Origin of the sequence: Anaerotaenia torta (assembly GCF_050433395.1) — a bacterium.
GTDB lineage: Bacteria > Bacillota > Clostridia > Lachnospirales > Lachnospiraceae > Mobilitalea > Mobilitalea torta.
Map to the genome: position 1 here is coordinate 809626 of NZ_JBNPXH010000001.1, position 17206 is coordinate 826831.

A 17206-nucleotide genomic window follows, 5' to 3' on the forward strand; every position below is an offset into this window, starting at 1 on the left:
AAGTGAAAAGAGGATTGACAATTGAAAAACAATGTGCTAGTGTAATTCGCATGAACAGCAAAGGTGCCGTGGATTATGAATCCGCAGCGCCTTTTTTTTATGAAATTAAAATGAGCACAAGGAGGTTTTAGGATGAAGAATGTTCCTGATTTGTTTGGCAGCATGGTATTTAATGAGACAGTCATGCAGGCCAGATTACCGAAAGATACTTATAAAGCACTGAAAAAGACCATGGTACGGGGGACACATTTGGAGCTGGATATTGCCAATGTGGTGGCCAACGCTATGAAGGAATGGGCTGTTGAGAAGGGGGCCACTCACTTTACCCACTGGTTCCAGCCCATGACCGGAATTACCGCGGAGAAGCATGACAGCTTTATTACTCCGGATAAGGACGGCCGGATTATTATGGAGTTCTCGGGTAAGGAACTGGTGCGGGGCGAGCCGGATGCCTCCAGCTTTCCGTCAGGCGGACTGCGCGCCACCTTTGAAGCCAGAGGCTACACCGTCTGGGACATCACTTCCTATGCCTTTATTAAGGATGGTACCTTGTGCATACCCACAGCCTTCTGCTCCTACAGCGGAGAGGCTCTTGACAAGAAGACGCCGCTCCTGCGTTCCATGGAGGCCATTGACAGGCAGGCAATCCGTATCCTCCGCCTCTTCGGCAATACGGCGGCGAAGCGTGTCATTACAACAGTAGGTCCGGAGCAGGAATATTTTCTGATTGATAAGGAAGTCTACTTACGGCGCCCCGATCTGGTTTATACCGGAAGGACGCTGATCGGCGCGCGGCCTCCCAAGGGCCAGGAGCTGGACGATCATTATTTTGGAACCATCAAGCCCCGCGTATCCGCTTTCATGCGGGAGCTGGAGGAAGAGCTATGGAAGCTGGGTGTTCTGGCCAAGACCAAGCATAATGAGGTGGCTCCGGGACAGCATGAGATGGCTCCGATCTTTAGCACCACCAATATTGCCACCGATCACAACCAGCTGACCATGGAGCTGATGAAGAGCATTGCCAATAAGCACGGGCTGGCCTGTCTGCTTCATGAAAAACCTTTCGCAGGAGTAAATGGCAGCGGAAAGCACAACAACTGGTCCATTTCCACCGATACCGGCGTCAATCTGCTGGAGCCGGGGGAAACACCCTATGAAAATGCCCAGTTTCTGCTGTTCCTAACGGCCATCATCAAGGTGGTGGATGAATATCAGGATCTGCTGCGGGTGTCGGTTGCCAGCGCAGGGAATGATCACCGGCTGGGTGCCAATGAAGCACCCCCGGCCATTGTATCCATGTTTTTGGGAGATGAGCTGACGGAGATTCTGGAAGCGATTGATAATGAAACAGCTTACCGGGGCAGGGAAAAGCATGAGATGGAAATCGGGGTTACGGTGCTGCCGCATTTCCCGAAGGATACGACGGACCGTAACCGGACTTCACCCTTTGCCTTTACCGGCAATAAATTTGAGTTCCGTATGCTGGGCTCCGCATTCTCCATCGCCGGTCCCAACATCGTCCTGAACACCGCCGTGGCCGAGGTACTGCGGGAATTTGCGGATATCCTGGAAAATGCGGAGGACTTTAAGAGCGAGCTTTCCGCATTGATTAAGAAAAGCATCCGTGAGCACAAGCGCATCATTTTTAACGGCAACAACTATTCCGGCGAATGGGTGCGGGAGGCCGAAAAGCGAGGCCTGTCCAATCTGAAGACTACGGTGGATGCATTGCCGGCCTTTGTCTCCGAGAAGAGCAGGGAGGTCTTTACCCGGCATCATGTGTTTACCGAAGCGGAGCTTTATTCCAGATATGAGATCCTGCTGGAGGGCTACTGTAAGACCCTGCGGATTGAGGCGCTTACAATGGCGGATATGGTGAAGAAAGAAATTGTCCCTGCCTGTGTCGGCTATCAGAGCGAGCTTTCCCAGCTCCTTTGCAGCAAGAAGTCCTGCGGGGAATATGACTGCACGTTAGAGGAGCGTTTCCTTGGCAAGATCTCCAGACTGTCCGCCGGTCTGATTGAGAAGCTGGATGCTCTTGAACGGGCAATTCTGGAAACAGAGGACGAAGGCGACTGGCTCGTACTGGCAAGGCTGTATCGTGAGAAGGTGTTTGGGGCGATGTCCGAACTGCGTCTGGTGGTCGATGAGCTTGAAACCCTTGTTGCTAAAAAGCACTGGCCCCTGCCCACCTATGGGGAGATGCTTTACAGCGTGAACTAAGCCGGCTGGACACAATGGCCGCCTGGAGGGGTCCTTAAGACAGGACCCCTGGTTGCTTTACTCTGCATTTTTCTGATGCTTGTGAGCAATATTCTCATATTTGATTTCCAGACCTGGCTGATGCCCCTTCTCCATCCTGTGTCTCGCCTTGCGGTTGGCAACGCTGTCGAATACAATGGAAAAGTCGTAATTCTCCGGATACATTTCAGCAGCGGCTGCCTTGAGCTGAAGCCTCTTATGATTGAAATAATCTTTTCTCTTCTGAATCTGAACCCCTACCTCCCCCTTTTCATTTGCTGTCTGGAATACAATTCCGATCTTTTTCTGGGGATATACCACTACGCTGTCTCCGATCTGAAAACGCTGGCTCCGGGTGCTGACAGGCTTTGGCGGCCTGGTTTTTTCGATGGAGGGAGCAGCGGCGGGAGAGAGCCTTTCCTCCGGACCCTCCAGTATGTTTTCTAAAATATCCTGATTGGTGCCGGTCTGTGAATTCTTCTCCTCCCTGCAGTAGGCCTCCTGATAGGCGCGCTCCAGCATATGCCTGGGGAAGCCCAGACGCTTTGCGATATACAGGGCACAGCTCTCGCCCGCCTCACCGATTTCCAGACGGTACAAGGGCTTCAGGCTCTCCCGGTCAAATGCCATTCTTGCATTAACCAGGCCCTCCGATTTGGCTGCATATTCCTTTACCTCAGGGTAATGAGTGGTAGCCACCAACAGGCAGCCCTTTTTCCTTAATTCCTCCAGAATAGCAATAGCAATACCCATTCCCTCCGCAGGATCGGTGCCGGAACCCAGTTCATCCAGAAGAACCAGACTTTCCACAGTAGCGTGCTGTAAAATGTGGATGATATTCGTGATATGGGAGGAGAATGTGGATAAATTCTCCGTGATGCTCTGCCCGTCCCCGATGTCGCACAGAACCTGGCTGTTCATGCACAGCAGGGCATCCCCGCAGGGAACATGAAGACCGCTCTGGGCCATCAGCTGCAGCAGGCCCACGGTTTTTAAGGCGACGGTCTTGCCGCCGGTATTGGGTCCGGTGATAACAATGCCGGAGATTTTGCCGCCCAGTTCAAAGTCCAGGGGAACGCATTCCTTTGCCGGAAGCAGGGGGTGCCGTCCGTTCCGAATACGGATACAGCGGTCCGTGTTGAATGCGGCAGGAATTGCATCCATATCCGCACTGAGCTTCGCCTTGGCAAAGATAAAGTCCAAGGCCTCCATGGCATCCATATTCAGGCGTATCCGAAACGCCTCATCGCTTACCAGGGCCGTGAGAGTGTACAGAATTCTGCGCTCTTCATTGCTCTCCGCAATTTCAAGGAGGGACAGCTCTTCTCTCAGCTTACCGGCACTGACTGGCTCAATGAAGTAGGTGGAGCCGCTGGAGGAAATGTCCAGGACGGAGCCGCTGATCATGTGTTTAAATTCCTTCTTGACCGGAAGGACAAAATGCCCGTTCCTTGTGGAGACATAGCCGTCGGTAAACCATTCCTTCTTGCTCCGGAGCTGGCTCTCCAGCTTTACCCTCATCTCCGTGCGCAGCTGTTCCATCCTGCGCCGGAGCTCTTTCAGTTCCTTAGAGGCATTATCCTCGATTCTGTTATTACGGACGGCTCCTTCGATCTCGCCTGCCAGGGAGGATAAATCGTCAATGGAGCCGCCATAGCCTGCAATACCCACGGACAGGAATTCGGCGCGCTTCAGAAAGAGCTTCATGCGCCGGCAGGCATTTATAAAGAGAAGGATATCGGTTAATTGCTCCGGTGTCAGCATGGAGCCCTTCTCCGCCAGCTCCAGCAGCATGGCGGTGTCCTTCATAACGGTCAGCGGAGGAGTGCCCAGGTGATCCAGTATCTTGCGGCCTTCCGTGGTATCCTTGATCCGGGCGTTCACCTCCCATTCCTTAAGATAGGGCTTCAGCTCCAGCAGTTTTTGCTTCGTTTTCTGGGATAGTGCATATTCGCTCAGCCTATCCAGTATTTTATTAAATTCCAATGCATTATTTGATTTTTCAGTCACTTTCTATTCTCCTAATCTTCACTTTTTTTGCAATAAAATAAGCCCGCAGAATATTCCGCCAATCTAAATGGGTAGAGTACTCCTGGGGCAAATCGCAAATTCCGGTTTGCATGTATGTCTTGCATCCTCACATCATTGCATGATCAGAAAATAGAATAAAGAAAGGCACGGCAATAACCTGCCATGCCTTGCAACATTCAAAAGAAAATCGGCGAATCCGGTGATTTTTCTCTATTACAAGACAGCTTTGAGTATCTACTGTAAAGGCGGAAGCTGGGTATACGTTAATAGGATGTACCTTGCTTTAATAAAGAAAAGTACAACAAAACGCAGGATACAGCAAGTGTATCCAAACTGGTTTAATTGAATGCCTGTCAGCGTCCATTGATATAGCTGACAGCCGGCACAAATTTAAACAGCCTGCAGCTATCTAAAATTAACCTCATTTACAGATAATACCGACATCAAAACCGTCCTTTCCAAACTTAAAAATGGTTTAATTTATTTTACAGAATGAATTGTATCATAATACCTTATGAGTGTAAAGGATAAAATCATGTTTCCCGTTCCTCTACGGATATTTCCTCCCTTAGAATGGTTCTCCCGCAATGCCTGCAATAATACTGCTGTTCAACAGGGCGGCCGCATTGGCTGTGTACCAGATTCCCGGGACAGTCCTTCAGATGCCTCTCCCCCCATAGCATGAGACTGTGAAAAATATCATCGAGATCATCGCCGCTCTGTGTGAGAATATACTGGTATCTGGGAGGATGGGTTTGGTAGAGGCGGCTGGTGACCAACCCGTCCGCCTCCAGAGTCTTCAGCCGCTCCGAGAGCAGATTGGAGGGGATTCCCTCCAACCGCTCCTGAATCTCTTTGTAGGTGTCATGCCCCAGTTTAAGCTGACGGAGTATGAGAAGAGTCCATTTGTCACCGATGAGATTCAGAGTCTGTGCAATACTGCATGGAAGATGATAGGTATTCTTCATCATTTGGCACCTCTCTTATTTTGTGGAATCAATGGTCTGCTGGATGGCGCTGTCGATCATATCCCGCGTCATCATGGTAGGGGCATAGCCGAAGATATTGCCGTCCGTGTTAATGAAGAAGGTGGTGGGAAAGGATGAGATATAATAATCCGCAAGAACCTGGCCCGTCTCATCAAATACTACAGGGAAGGTATAATTATTCTCGTCGAGAAAGGCGATAACCTCCTCCTTGGAGACATCACTGTTCTTGGGGTATTCGGCACTCGCCGGATTGGCTACGGCAAGTACGATAATATCCTCCTGATTTGCTCCGGTATCGTGATAGAATTCCTCAATATCCGGCATCTCCTTCTGACAGGGAGGACACCAGGTAGCCCAGAAATTCAGGAATACGATCTTGCCCTTATAGTCTGACAGAGTGTGCTCGTTGCCGTATTGATCCGTGAGGGTAAAATCAAAGGCAGGAATTACCTTTGGCTCCGCGGTGTCATTGGAGGAGTCATCGGAAGGAGCGTCTTCCTCGGAAGAAGCTGTTCCGCCGGAATCCGGTGAAGACGGGCTGTTATTTTCGGCGTCTTCCGCCGTCCCTGTTTTATCATCTGGAGTATCCTTATCCGCATTACCTGATGTATTTCCGGAAGCATTATTTTTAGAGCCGTCGCTGTTGCCGGTGACTTCCGAAGGGGTCTCCCCGGAGGTCTGGCTGTTCCTGCCAACCTGCGGCACAAAACGGTTTACATAGGAGGAGACCGTATTCATCCAGCCGGTAAAGGTCATGATACCGATTATAATCAGCAGCACTCCTCCTGCTTTCACTGTGTATTTCAGCAGGTTTCTGCGTTTTTTCAAGAAGTTCAGGGCCTGGGTGGTGAAGAGCCCCAGAACCAGGAAGGGGATAACAAAGCCTGCCGCATAAAGGAGCACCAGGAGGTTGCCCAGCATGGGGCTGGTGCTGGAGGAGGCCATAATCAATACGGAGGAGAGTGCCGGACCGACACAGGGGGTCCAGGCGAAGCTGAAGGTAAAGCCCATTACAAATGCGATCAAGGGGTTCATCCGGCGATCTCCCAGGTTAAAGGGAAGCTTGCGTTCCCGCTGAAGAAACTTGATTTCTAAAAAGCCTATCTGTACCAGACCCAGAAGGATGATCAGAATTCCTCCTATTTTGGTAAAAAGCATCTGGTTTGTCTTGAAGAAGCCTCCCAGTGCAGTGAAAGACAGACCCAAAAGGAAAAACGCCGAGGATATTCCAAGAATAAAGAATACGGTATGGAAAAATACGGTTTTCTGCTTATAGGTGATGGTTCCGTCCTCCGCGGTCTGCTTCGCGCCTCCGGCCAGATAGCTCAGATAGATGGGAATCAGCGGAATGACACAGGGAGAGAAAAAGGAAAGGATTCCTTCTGTAAATACTAAAATAAAACTGATATTGCCGGTAAAGAGATTCATGCCTGGGATACCTCCTTAATAAATCCTGTCCTTTGGCACCGGAATGCTGTAAGAGAGGATAATGAATACTATGGTTGCATTTGATACTAAATTTTAAGACTATTATATAACAGTGGGTTTATAAAATCAAGTTACTTTATAATTTTTATACGGTGCCTGACACCTTTTCCAGGTGTCAGGCACCGTATAAGCGCAAATAATGAGATTATTCCAGCAATATATGATTGGCTAAAAAGAAAAAATTAATTTAAACTTATAGTGAGGATTACTTTTTTGATTCAAATCAGCCGATTATGGGGAAGGTTCAACTGAATTGTAACGGAAAATAACAGGTACATCATCATAGAAACGGAAATAGGAGGGTGTTTAAATGCAGGATAATATGGCATACAGGAACGAAGCCCTGAGCTTTGAGGAAAGAGCGAAAGACCTGGTATCCAGAATGACTCTGGAGGAGAAGGTATTCCAGACGCTTTATACGGCTCCGGCAATTGAGCGACTTGGCGTTAAGGCGTATAATTGGTGGAATGAGGCATTGCATGGAGTGGCCCGTGCAGGAGTGGCTACGGTATTCCCTCAGGCCATCGGCATGGCGGCCACCTTTGACGAGGATCTGCTGGAGGAGGTGGCGGATGCCATTTCCACGGAGGGCAGAGCAAAGTTCAATATGCAGCAGAAATATAATGACATGGATATTTATAAGGGGCTGACCTTCTGGTCCCCCAATGTGAATATCTTCCGTGATCCCAGGTGGGGCCGGGGACATGAAACCTACGGGGAAGATCCTTATCTCAGCTCCAGGCTGGGCATCCGGTTTGTCCAGGGCATCCAGGGACATGATGAGAAATATAGAAAGGCGGCGGCCTGTGCAAAGCATTTTGCCGTGCATTCGGGTCCGGAGGATATCAGACACAGCTTTAATGCGGAGGTATCCGTCCAGGATCTTTATGAGACCTATCTTCCGGCCTTTAAGGCCTGTGTTCAGGAGGCTGAGGTGGAAGCGGTGATGGGGGCTTACAACCGGACCAACGGGGAACCCTGCTGCGGAAGCAAGACCCTGCTTCAGGATATCCTGAGAGAGCAATGGGGCTTTGAGGGGCATGTGACCTCCGACTGCTGGGCAATCAAGGATTTCCATGAAGGGCATATGGTGACCTCCACACCGGTGGAATCCGTAGCTTTGGCGATGAACAACGGCTGCGATCTTAATTGCGGCAATTTATACAGCAATCTGCTCTATGCCGTAAGAGACGGTCTGGTCAAGGAGGAGACCCTCGACCGGGCGGTAACAAGGCTGGTCACCACCCGCATGAAGCTGGGATTGTTTGATGACCAGAGCAAGGTGCCCTTTAGCACCATCGGTTATGAGAAGGTGGATTGCGCGGAGCATAAGGAGCTGAACCGCAAGGCCGGAAGGAAGTCCATCGTGTTGTTAAAGAATGAAAATCATCTGCTGCCCCTGGATAAGAGCAAAATAAGGACGGTAGGTGTAATCGGGCCGAATGCCAATAATAGAAAAGCACTGGTCGGCAATTACGAGGGCACGGCCTCTGAATATATTACGGTTCTGGAGGGAATCAAGGATTACCTTGGAGAGGATGTCCGGGTGTACTATTCCGAGGGCTGCCATTTGTTTAAAAATCGCATTCAGGGACTTAGTACGGAGAATGACCGTCTTGCGGAAGCCCGTGCCGTATGTGATATGAGTGATGTGGTTATTGCCTGCTTCGGTCTGGATCCGGGGCTGGAGGGAGAGGAAGGCGACCAGGGGAATGAATTTGCCAGCGGTGACAAGCCTAATTTAAACCTTCCCGGAATTCAGGGCCAGTTGATTCAGGAGTTGTGGAAAAGCGGTAAGCCGGTGATTTTAGTACTGCTGTCCGGCAGCGCCATCAGCATTCCCTGGGAAGAGGAGCATATACCCGCCATCGTACAGGGCTGGTATCCCGGAGCACAGGGCGGCAGGGCTATCGCAGAGGTGCTCTTTGGGGAGTATTCTCCGGAAGGCAAGCTGCCGGTGACCTTCTACCGCACCTCCGAAGAGCTGCCGGAATTCACGGATTATAACATGAAGGACAGAACCTACCGTTACATGTCCAGAGAAGCGCTGTATCCCTTCGGCTATGGGTTATCTTATACGGAATTTGAGATGGAGAATATCCGTGTGGATGCGGATGAGCTTAAGCCGGGCCAGACTGTAACCTGTTGTGTGGATGTGAAGAATACGGGAAAGGTTGCCGGAGCGGAGACGGTTCAGGTATATGTAAAGGTTAAGGCAGAGGGAGCCCCCAATCATCAGCTAAAGGGGCTGAAGAAGGTTTTCCTGATGCCGGGCGAGTGCAAGACGGTTACTGTCACGCTGAAGGAGGAAGCCTTCGGATTATATGATAATAATGGGAAGCTGGTGCTGAGAGAAGGAGAATATGAGCTGTATATCGGCAGCTGTCAGCCGGATACCAGGAGTATTGAGCTGACGGGCAGGAAGCCGTACTGCAAGACCTTGTATTCCGGACAGACTGTTGTACTGGCATAGATGTTTAATTTATAGATAAGATCATATCTGCAGCGAAGACTTATATTGGGAAGGGCTGATGCCTTCCTGTTTCTTGAAAACCCTGCTAAAATAAAAGATATCATTAAAGCCTACCAGCCTTGCTGTCTCGGTTATAGAAAAACCGTCTGCCAGCAGGGCTTTTGCTTTATTTATTCTTATTCCGATCAGATAATCGATCACCGGTTTGCCGGTCACCTTCTTAAAGATGCTGCCCAGGTAGGAGGGACTGATCCGGGCAAAATCTGCCAGATCCATTAGGGTAATACTGCCAGAGTAATGCTCGGTCATATAATTGATTACCGCATTCACTTTTCGGAGGCTGGAGTAGTTGTATTGGCTGCTTCCCTTGTATTGAATCAGAAGGGTCAGAACCTCCGCAAGGAGAGCGCGGTTCCGGAAGGGATCATAGCTTTTTCCCGACAGTGAGGATTTTGTGAGTTTTGAAAACATGTCAAACAGCTTTAGCAAAAGATATTCATCTTCGATCCTTTGCAGCGATGAAAAGGGAAGCTCCGGGTGGAGAAGTTCCCAGGCATTATCCCTGAAAACAGGGCAGATATATTGAAAATCAATGGCATAGGCTTTCATAAGGTTATCGGAAAAGGTGTGCATCCTGCGGCGGGTGCCGGGTCTGCAAAAGACCAGATCACCCCGGGAGACACGGAAGCTTACATGATCATATTCAAATTCCGCACTGCCGTCATAGATCAGCATAAGGTTATAGCATTTGATATAATCGTCAATCCTCCAGGAGGGGGTGGCATTTCTGTCAACGGCATATAATATCTCCGGATATATCTCCGGATACGTTTCAGAAGAAATCCCCGGATCGTTTTCCTGAGATGAGGATACCGTGGTAGATATTTTATTGAAATGTTCTTTGGGATCTCTTATCATAACCGTTCTCCAATCATAATTTATTATTAATAGTGAGATAGTACAAATATAATTATATATTATATGGCCAGAAAGTCAAATAACCGTTATAATTTAATTAGAATTATCGCTTTTCTATTCCTCAGTGGATAGGGGGATAGGATATGTATGGATTGCAGGCTGATGAAAACGCCTGAAGAATGGAACGCAGGACGAGTGGTTTATGCTCATCGTTGAAAACATAAGATGAATGGTTTGCAATTCATCGTTGTTTGATAAGGAGGATGAAAGCTATGATAATGACATTAAGATGGTTTGGAGAAAAGCATGACAGTGTTGCGCTGGAGCATATCCGGCAAATCCCCGGTGTAAGCGGAGTGGTCTCTTCCCTGCATGATATCCCGGCAGGCGAAGCCTGGGAGCTGGAGGATATTCTGAAGCTGAAGAAAACCGTGGAAGCAGGAGGACTTAAGCTGATCGGGATTGAGAGCGTGAATATCCATGAGGATATTAAGATCGGACTTCCTTCCAGGGAGCATTATATTGAGAACTATAAGAAGTCACTGGAGAACCTGGGGAAAGCGGATGTCCATCTGGTGTGCTATAATTTTATGCCCATCTTTGACTGGACCAGGACGGATCTGGCCATGAAGCTGGAGGATGGCTCCTATGTATTGGCATACGATGAGAACAGGATCAAGGGCATTGAGCCTGCGGACATGTTTGATCGCATGGAGAAGGAGAGCGGCGGTTTTATTCTGCCCGGCTGGGAACCCAACCGCAGGGATGAGATTATGGGGCTCTTTGAGCAATACAAGGATGTTACCGCAGAGAAGCTGATGCAGAATCTGAAATACTTTCTGGATGCGATTATGCCGGTCTGTGAAAAATACCAGATCAAGATGGCGATTCATCCGGATGATCCGGCCTGGAGCGTATTCGGGCTGCCCAGGATTGTGACCAGCCAGCAGGCACTGGAGGAGATTGCATCCTTAAACGACAGCATTTATAACGGCTTTACTCTTTGCACCGGTTCTCTGGGCAGCAATTTGAAGAATAATCTCCCGGAGATTATCCGTAATCCGAAGATCAGTAAACGAATTCATTTTGCCCATCTCAGAAACATGAAATTTGACGGGGAGGGCGTGTTTCATGAGAGCTCCCATCTGTCCTCGGACGGCAATTTTGACATGTATGAAATTGTGAAAGCGCTGTATGAGACAGGATTTGACGGAGTAATACGCCCGGATCACGGAAGAATGATCTGGGGAGAGCAGGCCAGACCGGGTTATGGTCTGTATGACCGGGCCCTGGGTGTGGCATATCTGAACGGATTGTGGGAAGCAGTGGATAAGAGCGGAAAATGAAAAGTAGCAAATGAAAAGCACAAATGAAGAGCAGCAGATGAACAGTAGTAAATAAGGAGCGGTAAACAAAGAGTGGTAAATTAAGAGAAATAAACAAAGGAATGGTAATAAAAACCGTAAAAGGATGTATTTGTTGCGGTATAATAGGAAGATATATAGGAAGCTATATGTAGAAAGGAAGCAGGCAGAGATGAAATTAATAGAATATGAGCAGTCCTGGAAGGAAAAAGGCTATGAGCTGCCGGAGTATGACAGAGATCAGATAAGAAAAAACACGGCGGAAAGTCCGGCCTGGCTGCATTTTGGGGCGGGGAATATATTCCGGGGCTTTCCGGCGGCGGATTTACAGAAGCTGCTCAACAGCAAGAGCTATGATAAGGGTGTTATTGTAGCGGAAGGCTTTGATTATGAGATTATTGAGAAAGCGTACCGGCCTTATGATGACCTGAGCCTTCTGGTGGTGCTGAAGGCGGATGGCAGCATCGAGAAAAGGGTGATTGGGAGTGTTGTGGAATCCCTGGTGGCGGACAGCTCCTGCGGGACGGATTGGCTGAGACTTCAGGAAATCTTCCGCAATCCCTCCTTGCAGATGGTAAGCTTTACAATAACCGAAAAGGGATACAGCTTATACGATTCCAAGGGAGCTTACCTGGGTGTTGCTGAGGCTGACTTTGAAGCGGGGCCGGCAAAGGCAGGGCATATCATGGGCAAGGTTACGGCGCTGCTCTATGAGAGGTACCTGGCAGGGGCGGCACCGGCGGCTATGGTGAGCATGGATAATTGCTCCCACAATGGGGACAAGCTGTGTTCAGCAGTGGCGGAATATGCCGGACACTGGGTTAAGAAGGGCTTTGTTCCGGAGGGCTTCCTGGACTATGTGACCGATGGGAACAGGGTATCCTTCCCCTGGAGCATGATTGATAAGATCACGCCCAGACCCGACGATAAGGTAAAGAAAATGCTCCAGGATGACGGCTTTGAGGACACCGATCTGATCATCACAGGGAAGAATACCTATACGGCGGCCTTTGTTAACGCAGAGGAGACACAGTATCTGGTGATAGAGGACCGTTTCCCTAACGGAAGACCTCCGCTGGAAAAGGCGGGTATTCTGTTTACAGACCGGGAAACCGTTGATAAGGTGGAGAAGATGAAGGTATGCACCTGTCTCAACCCTCTGCATACCGCTCTGGCGATCTTTGGCTGCCTGCTTTCCTACCAGACCATCTGGGAGGAGATGCGGGATCAGGAGCTGGTTCGGCTGGTGAATGAGATTGGTTACACAGAAGGAATGCCTGTTGTGGTAAACCCTGGTGTACTAGATCCCCAGGAATTTATTGAGGCAGTATTAAAGCGTCGGCTCCCGAATCCTTTTATGCCCGATGCTCCCCAGAGAATTGCTACGGACACCTCCCAGAAGCTGCCCATCCGCTTTGGTGAGACAATCAAGGCATATCATGAGAGTAATGAGCGGAAGGCTTCGGATTTGGTCTATATTCCCCTGACGCTGGCAGGCTGGCTGCGGTATCTCATGGGGATAGACGATAACGGAAGTTCCTTCACCCCAAGCCCGGATCCGCTGCTTTCTGAGGTTTCAGAATATGTAAAGGGGATTCGTCTTGGAGATAAGACGCTGCCGGAGGATGTGCTCAAGCCAATTCTCTCTAATGAGAAGATATTTGCTGTGAATCTCTATGAGGCAGGGCTTGGCGGCAAGATTGAAGGGATGTTCCTGGAAATGATCGCAGGACCCGGGGCAGTAAGAGCCACTCTGCAAAAATATCTGGGTTGATTGCCCAAGGTGTTCCCGGAAGGGAACCATTATAATTTAGTGCAGAAGAGACCAGGGTTATATGGTCTTCTTCTGCACTATTTCATAGAAGCCTCCTTTATAGAAATCCGAAACAGAGAAAGGGAGACAGGGCTGGATTTATGTGGTAGAATGAGTGAAAGTACGTTTTAGTCCATAAGGCGAACTTGGATTCTGTTCGGACAAAGGAAATGATAACCCAATATTAGGAGGATGTAAAATGAACAAGTATGACGAAGCCATGAAGCTGCTGGACGAAAAAGTGGGCAATAAGGATGGCCTGATCTCTCTGTCCACCATTGCGCTGGAACCGGGGGCCGATGGCAAAAGCCGCCCTGCCGCCCGCATTGTGGATGCCTATTATGAGGACGGCGCGTTCTACACCGTCACCTACGCGACCTCAGGCAAGATGCGGCAGATTGCCCAAAACCCCGAAGTCGCTGTTTGTATCATCGTCGAAAACTTCACCGCCGACGGTATCGGTGAAAACCTGGGCTGGGTGTGTGACGAGAAAAATGCGGAGATGATGACAAAGCTGCGTACAATATTCGCCGCATGGTATAACGAAGCCAATAATGACGAAGACCCCAACACATGCCTGCTGCGCATCCGTTTGACAAAGGGCCTGTGGAATGACGCCCATACAGGAACCAGAAATGAGATCGATTTTGTTAATAAGACGGCAGATTAAGTGGCCTTAAGAGGTGGAATGATGCGAAGCGAGCAGGAAATGATGAACTTGATTCTAGATGTGGCAAGAGCGGATGAGAGGATACGCGGGGTGTTACTGGTTGGTTCCAGGGCGAATCCCTGTGTGCCGAAGGATATTTATCAGGATTATGATATCGGCTATTTTGTCAAAGATGTCGGACCTTTTTATAACAACACCCAATGGATTGAGGAGCATTTCGGCAAGCCGCTCATCCTGCAGATGCCGGAAATTATGAGAGATCCTGAGGGTGACGGGCATTTTACCTATTTAATGATCTTCCCGGACGGGAACCGCATTGATTTAAGCTTTGAATTTACCCCTTATATTGATGACGGAGAACCGGCCATTGTTCTGCTGAATAAGGACGGTTTTCTCCCGGAGCTGCCAAAACCTACGGACCGGCACTGGCATATCGTGCCGCCGGATGAACTGTTTTATTATTCCTGCTGCAATAACTTCTGGTGGTGCCTTAATAATGTAGGCAAGGGAATTGCGCGGGATGAACTGTCCTATGCAATGCATATGCTGAATGAGGTGGTCCGAAGCGAGCTGCACGATATGATCAACTGGTATATCGGCACCCGAAACGGTTTTGAGCTGTCCACCGGTAAGTCAGGTAAATATTTCAAGAAATACCTGCCGGAGGAGCTGTACCGGCAGTATTGTGATACCTATTCCGGCAGTGATTATGAGGCTGTCTGGGCGGCGGTTTTCACCATGTGCGGCCTGTTCCATACCCTCGCCCTTCCGGTTGCGGAGCATTTTGGATTTTCCTACCGGCAGGAAGAGGAGGACGGTATGAGAGAGTATCTGGACAAGGTGCGCCGGAATACTTTTTAGAACCTAAAGTTGATGACGATGAGGATAGATAGGAGGCACAATGGCAATCGGATTGAAATGCGGCGTTGTAGAACTCGCCGATCATGACCCGGAATGGGAACAAATCGCCCGCGACACCATCGGGCGGCTTTGGCGCGTCTTCGGTTCGGTGGCGAAGGATATACAGCACGTCGGCAGCACGGCTATCCATCCTATCAAAGCAAAACCGATTATTGAGATTGCCGTTGGGGTGGAGGATTTTGATAAGGTTATGGAATTGATACCCGCGCTCACAAATGAGGGATTTATCCATAAATCTGAAATCAATGACGAATGGCAGGTTTACTTTGTTTGCCACGATTTTGAAAATGACATCCGAACACACAATATTCATGTTGTGAAAGGTGACAGGAAAAATTGGATGGATTATCTTTTGTTCAGGGATTATTTGAACAGTCATCCCGACGCGGCATATGAATATGAACGTGTTAAATTGGAGTTGGTGAAAAAGTATAAAAACGACCGTGTTGCGTATTGTGACGGTAAAACGGAGTTCTGCTTGAAGGTGCTTAGGCTTGCACAAATATGGGAGAACTTCGGAAAAATATTCGTAAAAATCGAACCCATTAACAAAGGCTGGTCAAACGATAAAAAATATTATATAGAAACCGCTGACGGTCAACGTATGCTCCTGCGCATTTCTGATGAAGAACATGACCGCAAAAAGACCGAATATTGCATGATGGAGCGTGTGTATGAACTTGGCATTCTCACCCCGCAACCCCTTGGCTTTGGTTTGTGCGCCGGTGGAAAAAGTGTCTATTCCCTATCCGGCTGGCTCGACGGAGAGGATGCCGAAAAAGCCCTGCCGTTTATGTCTGAAACCGAGCAATATGTTGTAGGATGGAAAGCCGGAGAAACGCTGCGAAAGATTCACACCATACCTGCGCCGGCGAACGCCGAGCCGTGGGGTGATTGGTTTTATCGTAAAGTGCAGGGACGGATAGATTTTTACAATGCAAATCCCATAAAAACTGAGAAAGGCGACAAAATTGTATATTTTTTGCAGCACAACAAGTATCTGCTCGATAATAGGCCGCAATCCTTCAACCACGGCGACTTCAACAAGTCAAATCTGATGGTTATGCCGGACCGTCAAATCGGCGTAATTGATTTCAATGCTTATAACAGGGACCACGGCGATCCGTGGTGGGAGTTTGACCCGACGAATTGGGGCAGCGAACCTAACGCCTGTTTTTGCACAGGTCTGATAAATGGATACTTCGGCGGTTCCCCGCCAAGCGAGTTTTTTCAAATGCACAGATACTACCTTGCTTATGACGCGCTGGCGGCTTTGTGTGATACATCGGTTAATAATCAAGGCGAGGCGGAAGAAGGCAGACGGCATTTGGATAATGTACTGCGCTGGTTCGAAAACATGAACAACCCCGTTCCGACGTGGTATCTCAAAGATTTATACATCCAATGGATAGATGGAGTGCCTTATAAACTCAAAGCGCCGTTTGATTTTTCATTCTTGAGCAAATACGGCAAAGTATTCAAGGTGTTCGATCAATCCAGCTCCGGGTGTATCTGTTTTGGCATGGAAAAGGAAGGAAAGCGTTATTTCCTCAAGTTCGCAGGCGCACACACCGCTAATGATGCGTTGCGGAACGTCGAAGACACTATCCTTCGGCTCAAGTATTCCGTTCCGAAGTACAAAGAAATGAAACATCCTTTGCTGGTAAATCTGGTTGATGCGGTTGAAGTCGGCGGCGGGTTTATGACGGTCTTTGATTGGTTCAACGGAGAAAGCTTTGGATACCCTCAACGGGAGATGTGTGCGAAGTTCATGGCGCTTCCCCTGGAAGAAAAGCAACGTGTATACGAAGGCATCTTGGAGTTCCACGCCCATGCTGCCGCTTGCGGGTATACGGCAATTGATTTCAATGACCAAGCCACTTTATATAACTTCGACAACGGCGAATTCCTCATTTGTGACATCGACTTTTATGCAAAGCAATACTACATGAACGGGTACGGCGGTATATGGGGGGATCCTTCCCTAATGGCACCCGAGGAAAAGAGAAGCGGAGCAGTGGTCGATGAAATAAGTAATGTGTATGCTATGGGAGCCACCGCCTTTGTATTCTTTGCGGAAGATGATAAAAATGCACGGGATAAGTGGGTTTTGAGTGATGAATTGTACACAGTTGCTAAGAAAGCCGTCAATGACGACCGTCGTCTGCGGCAGCAATCGATACGGCAATTGATTGAGGAATGGAGAGCGGCAGGCAGCAGGCTTACCGGAAAGTAGAGGATGGTTAGACTGGTATAAGGAACAGAATAGGAGGACGGAGAGCAGGGCCGGGATAGCTG

11 protein-coding genes are annotated in these 17206 nt (G+C 49.0%); 7 read left to right on the plus strand and 4 right to left on the minus strand.

Annotated elements, in window-relative coordinates; all coding sequences use genetic code 11:
- Positions 1 to 132: 132 nt before the first annotated feature.
- Positions 133 to 2223, plus strand: coding sequence for a glutamine synthetase III family protein (locus HNQ56_RS03490; RefSeq protein WP_429142854.1), 2091 nt, complete (start codon positions 133 to 135; stop codon positions 2221 to 2223).
- Between the two features lie 57 nt (positions 2224 to 2280).
- On the opposite strand, the gene HNQ56_RS03495 is transcribed toward HNQ56_RS03490, so the two are convergent.
- The 3 genes from HNQ56_RS03495 to HNQ56_RS03505 form a co-directional block, all read right to left on the minus strand.
- Positions 2281 to 4251, minus strand: coding sequence for an endonuclease MutS2 (locus HNQ56_RS03495; RefSeq protein WP_429142856.1), 1971 nt, complete (start codon positions 4249 to 4251; stop codon positions 2281 to 2283).
- Between the two features lie 554 nt (positions 4252 to 4805).
- The gene (locus HNQ56_RS03500; protein ID WP_429142858.1) at positions 4806 to 5243 is read right to left on the minus strand and encodes a winged helix-turn-helix transcriptional regulator; all 438 of its coding nucleotides are present in this window, start codon (positions 5241 to 5243) and stop codon (positions 4806 to 4808) included.
- Between the two features lie 12 nt (positions 5244 to 5255).
- Positions 5256 to 6689 carry a cytochrome c biogenesis protein/redoxin gene (locus HNQ56_RS03505; protein ID WP_429142860.1) on the minus strand — a complete coding sequence of 478 codons (1434 nt, stop codon included), beginning with the start codon at positions 6687 to 6689 and terminating at the stop codon, positions 5256 to 5258.
- A 370-nt stretch (positions 6690 to 7059) separates the two neighbouring features.
- Between HNQ56_RS03505 and HNQ56_RS03510 the strand changes: the two genes are divergently transcribed.
- The gene (locus HNQ56_RS03510; protein WP_429142862.1) at positions 7060 to 9222 is read left to right on the plus strand and encodes a glycoside hydrolase family 3 C-terminal domain-containing protein; all 2163 of its coding nucleotides are present in this window, start codon (positions 7060 to 7062) and stop codon (positions 9220 to 9222) included.
- 21 nt (positions 9223 to 9243) lie between these two features.
- Here HNQ56_RS03510 and HNQ56_RS03515 read toward each other — a convergent pair whose 3' ends face one another.
- On the minus strand, positions 9244 to 10140 hold the full coding sequence (locus tag HNQ56_RS03515; protein ID WP_429142864.1) for an AraC family transcriptional regulator: 897 nt from the start codon (positions 10138 to 10140) through the stop codon (positions 9244 to 9246).
- Between the two features lie 272 nt (positions 10141 to 10412).
- Here HNQ56_RS03515 and uxuA point away from each other — a divergent pair, with 272 nt between their 5' ends.
- The 5 genes from uxuA (at position 10413) to HNQ56_RS03540 (ending at position 17144) form a co-directional block, all read left to right on the plus strand.
- The gene (uxuA, locus tag HNQ56_RS03520) at positions 10413 to 11486 is read left to right on the plus strand and encodes a mannonate dehydratase (RefSeq protein WP_429142865.1); all 1074 of its coding nucleotides are present in this window, start codon (positions 10413 to 10415) and stop codon (positions 11484 to 11486) included.
- A 190-nt stretch (positions 11487 to 11676) separates the two neighbouring features.
- Positions 11677 to 13278: a mannitol dehydrogenase family protein gene (locus HNQ56_RS03525; RefSeq protein WP_429142867.1), complete on the plus strand. Its 1602-nt coding sequence runs from the start codon at positions 11677 to 11679 to the stop codon at positions 13276 to 13278.
- Between the two features lie 238 nt (positions 13279 to 13516).
- Positions 13517 to 13987: a pyridoxamine 5'-phosphate oxidase family protein gene (locus tag HNQ56_RS03530; RefSeq protein WP_429142869.1), complete on the plus strand. Its 471-nt coding sequence runs from the start codon at positions 13517 to 13519 to the stop codon at positions 13985 to 13987.
- Positions 13988 to 14005: 18 nt separating this feature from the next.
- On the plus strand, positions 14006 to 14848 hold the full coding sequence (locus tag HNQ56_RS03535) for an aminoglycoside 6-adenylyltransferase (protein WP_429142871.1): 843 nt from the start codon (positions 14006 to 14008) through the stop codon (positions 14846 to 14848).
- 40 nt (positions 14849 to 14888) lie between these two features.
- Positions 14889 to 17144, plus strand: coding sequence for a GrpB family protein (locus HNQ56_RS03540; protein WP_429142873.1), 2256 nt, complete (start codon positions 14889 to 14891; stop codon positions 17142 to 17144).
- Positions 17145 to 17206: the final 62 nt, after the last annotated feature.

Bases quoted from the DNA above. Each gene is read 5' to 3' on its own strand.
- HNQ56_RS03490 (WP_429142854.1), top strand. From the start codon at position 133: ATGAAGAATGTTCCTGATTTGTTTGGCAGCATGGTATTTAATGAGACA.
- HNQ56_RS03500 (WP_429142858.1), bottom strand. From the start codon at position 5,243: ATGATGAAGAATACCTATCATCTTCCATGCAGTATTGCACAGACTCTG.
- HNQ56_RS03505 (WP_429142860.1), bottom strand. From the start codon at position 6,689: ATGAATCTCTTTACCGGCAATATCAGTTTTATTTTAGTATTTACAGAA.
- HNQ56_RS03510 (WP_429142862.1), top strand. From the start codon at position 7,060: ATGCAGGATAATATGGCATACAGGAACGAAGCCCTGAGCTTTGAGGAA.
- HNQ56_RS03515 (WP_429142864.1), bottom strand. From the start codon at position 10,140: ATGATAAGAGATCCCAAAGAACATTTCAATAAAATATCTACCACGGTA.
- uxuA (WP_429142865.1), top strand. From the start codon at position 10,413: ATGATAATGACATTAAGATGGTTTGGAGAAAAGCATGACAGTGTTGCG.
- HNQ56_RS03525 (WP_429142867.1), top strand. From the start codon at position 11,677: ATGAAATTAATAGAATATGAGCAGTCCTGGAAGGAAAAAGGCTATGAG.
- HNQ56_RS03530 (WP_429142869.1), top strand. From the start codon at position 13,517: ATGAACAAGTATGACGAAGCCATGAAGCTGCTGGACGAAAAAGTGGGC.
- HNQ56_RS03535 (WP_429142871.1), top strand. From the start codon at position 14,006: ATGATGCGAAGCGAGCAGGAAATGATGAACTTGATTCTAGATGTGGCA.
- HNQ56_RS03540 (WP_429142873.1), top strand. From the start codon at position 14,889: ATGGCAATCGGATTGAAATGCGGCGTTGTAGAACTCGCCGATCATGAC.